The sequence below is a fragment of the Saccharomonospora saliphila YIM 90502 genome (assembly GCF_000383795.1).
Taxonomy (GTDB): domain Bacteria; phylum Actinomycetota; class Actinomycetes; order Mycobacteriales; family Pseudonocardiaceae; genus Saccharomonospora; species Saccharomonospora saliphila.
On the sequence record NZ_KB912685.1, the window covers coordinates 5,593 to 8,900 of the forward strand.

General features: G+C 72.1%; 3 protein-coding genes. 1 reads left to right on the forward strand and 2 read right to left on the reverse strand.

Annotation, left to right across the window (positions count from 1 at the left end):
- A partial coding sequence (locus SACSA_RS26200; RefSeq protein WP_019816551.1) for a WS/DGAT domain-containing protein occupies positions 1 to 707 on the forward strand: 707 nt, incomplete at its 5' end.
- Positions 708 to 765: 58 nt separating this feature from the next.
- On the opposite strand, the gene SACSA_RS0114125 is transcribed toward SACSA_RS26200, so the two are convergent.
- Positions 766 to 2,169: a class II 3-deoxy-7-phosphoheptulonate synthase gene (locus SACSA_RS0114125; RefSeq protein WP_019816552.1), complete on the reverse strand. Its 1,404-nt coding sequence runs from the start codon at positions 2,167 to 2,169 to the stop codon at positions 766 to 768.
- Between the two features lie 122 nt (positions 2,170 to 2,291).
- Positions 2,292 to 3,308 (reverse strand): glutamate synthase subunit beta (locus tag SACSA_RS0114130; protein WP_019816553.1); only part of this gene is annotated, 1,017 nt, incomplete at its 5' end.

Sequence of the window (3,308 nt, forward strand, 5' to 3'; positions counted from 1 at the left end):
GCCCCTGCCCGCCGTCGGCGACGCTGACGCCGAACTCGGCGCGCCGACGGCTCGGCTTCGTACGGCTCGACATGGGCGAGGTGCGCGCGGTCCGCGCGGCCCACGGCGGCACCACCAACGACGTCGTGCTCACCGTGCTGGCCGGGGCACTGCGCGAATGGCTGCTCAACGACGGCAGGCGCCCCGACACCCGCACGTTACGCGCCCTGGTCCCGGTGAGCGTGCGGGGACGCGCCGCGGGCCGTGACGCGGGCAACGCCCTGTCGGGTTACCTGTGCGACCTTCCGGTCGGCACCGAAGACCCGGTCGAGCGGCTGCGCCTGGTACGGCGGGTCATGGAGCACAACAAGAGGGCCGGACCCACCCAGGGCGCCGGGGCACTGCCCGTGCTCGCCGAGCGCATTCCCACCGGCCTGCACCGCCTCGCGGCCCGCACCGTGGGGCACGCCGCGCCGCTGCTGTTCGACACGGTGGTCACGAACGTGCCACTGCCCGGCCTGCCGATGTCGCTGGGCGGCGCAGCACTGCGCGAGGTGTACCCGCTCGTTCCACTGGCCCCGCACCAGGCACTCGGCGTCGCGGCCTCGGGCTACCGCGACGCCCTGCACGTGGGCTTGCAGGCCAACGGCGAGGCGATCCCGGACGTGGGGTCGCTCGCCGACGCCGTGACCAAGTCGCTGGCCGCGCTGTACCACCGCAGCCTGTGATCGCCTTTCGGCTGTGAGGGACCGGGGCGCGGCCGGGCGACCACGCCTGGTCCGGCACTCAGCCGCGCAGCATCTCGGCGACGAGGAAGGCCAGCTCCAGCGACTGCTGGGTGTTCAGCCGCGGGTCGCAGGCGGTCTCGTAGCGGCCCGACAGATCCAGGTCCGAGATGTCCTGGGCGCCGCCGAGGCACTCGGTGACGTCCTCACCGGTCAGCTCGACGTGGATGCCGCCGGGGTAGGACCCGAGCTGACGGTGCACCTCGAAGAAGCCCTGCACCTCGTCGACGATGCGGTCGAAGTGCCGTGTCTTGTAGCCGTTCGACGACTCGTGGGTGTTGCCGTGCATCGGGTCGCACTGCCAGATGACCTTGTGTCCCGAGCTCTCGACCTTCTCCACGATCGACGGCAGCACCTCGCGGACCTTGCCGTTGCCCATGCGGGCGATCAGCGTGAGCCTGCCCGGCTCGTTGCGGGGATCGAGCCGCTCGACATACTCGACCGCCTGCTCGGGCGTCGTCGTGGGGCCGATCTTGACCCCGATCGGGTTGGAGAGCAGTTCAGCGAAGGCGATGTGCGCGCCGTCGAGCTGCCGCGTGCGCTCGCCCACCCACAGAAAGTGCGAGGAGAGGTTGTACAGGTTCGGCTCGGCCGAGCGTGGCTCGTCCAGACGCAGCAGGGCGCGCTCGTAGTCCAGCAGTAGCGCCTCGTGACTGGCGAAGATCTCGGTGGAGTGCAGGGAGTCGTCGCTGACGCCGCACGCCGCCATGAAACGCAGGCCCCGGTCGATTTCGGACGCCAGCGCCTCGTAGCGCTCCCCCGCGGGGGAGGTCCGGACGAAGTCCTTGTTCCAGTCGTGGACCTGGGTCAGGTCGGCCATCCCCGCGCCGGTCAGCGCGCGCACCAGGTTCATCGCCGCGCCCGCGTTGGCGTAGGCGCGGATCAGCCTTCCGGGGTCGGGCACACGCAGCTGCGGGTCGGGCACCAGCGAGTTGACGATGTCGCCCCGGTAGACCGGCAGTCCCAGCGCGTCGGTGCTGTTGGACCGGGGTTTGGCGTACTGCCCGGCGATGCGGCCGACCTTGACCACGGGAAGGCTGGCGCCGTAGGTGAGCACGACGGCCATTTGCAGCAGGGTGCGCAGGTTCGCCCGGATGTGCGGTTCGGTGTTCGACTCGAAGGTCTCCGCGCAGTCGCCGCCCTGGAGCAGGAAGGCTTCCCCGCGCGCCACCATCGCGAGACGCTCACGGAGCCGGTCGATCTCGGCGGGCACGGTGACCGGAGGCACGCTCTCCAGCACCGCGCGTACCCGCGACACGGCGTCGGCGTCAGGCCACTCCGGCTGCTGCGCGGCGGGACGCGCGAGCGCCTCGTCGAGGCGTTTCCGTAGCTCGGCGGGCAGCGGCGGGAGGGAGGGCAAAGTGTCGACGGGCACGTCCACTGTCCAGTTCACGACCTCCAGCATACGAACCCACCGCCGCCCACCTACGCCACGGGCAGGGACCTGCACAGTGACGCAGATCACCGTGGCCGGTCGGGGCTCGCTCGGCGCTCCGGGCCCGCGCCACCGCGACCGCCACGAGCGGCCTACGCCGCCGACAGCGGCAGTGCCGTCGGATGGACCGGCGCGTGCAGCTCGGAGGAGCCCATCAGGTGCTCGTCGACCGCCCGGGCGACCGAACGGCCCTCCGCGATCGCCCACACGACCAGGGACGCCCCCCGGTGGGCGTCGCCGCAGACGAACACGCCGGGTGCCTCGGTCTGCCAGTCCGCGCCACAGGACACGGTGCCCTTCGGCGTCAGCGACAGGCCCAGGTCGTCGAGCAGGCGCATGTGCTCGACACCGTCGAAACCGATCGCCAGCAGCACGAGGTCGGCCGGGACGCGCTCCACCTCGTCGCCGATGGGGACGACCTCGCGGCGCCCGGTGCCAGGGTGCGCGCGCACCTCGACGGGACGCAGTTCGATCTCGCGCACGTGCCCCTCGTCGTCACCGGCGAAACGCTGCACCGCGACCGCGAACTTCCGCTCCCCCGCCTCCTCGTGCGCCGGGTAGGTGCGCAGCACGTACGGCCAGGTCGGCCACGGCGAGCGTTCGTCGTCCCGAGTGGACGGCGGCCGGGGGTACCGGTCGAGCTGCGTGACCGAGAGCGCGCCCTGCCGGGTCGCGGTGCCGTAGCAGTCGGCGCCGGTATCCCCACCACCGATGATCACCACGTGCTTGCCCGCCGCGTCGACCGCAGGGGGCCCGTCACCCTCGCAGAACCGGTTGGCGCCGACCAGGTGTTCCATCGCCAGGTGGATGCCGGCCAACCCCCTGCCGGGAGTGGTGGTGTCGTCGCGGCCCCGCAGCGCGCCCACCGCGAGCACCACGGCATCGAACCGCTCCCGGAGCTGCTCCACCGTCACGTCGACGCCCACCTCGCAGCCGGTGACGAAGGTGGTGCCCTCGCGCCGGAGCTGCGCGAGCCTGCGATCGAGTGTCTTCTTCTCCATCTTGAACTCGGGAATGCCGTACCGCAGCAGCCCGCCGAGCCGGTCGTCCCGCTCGAACACGGTCACGTCGTGCCCGGCGCGGGTGAGCTGCTGCGCCGCCGCGAGCCC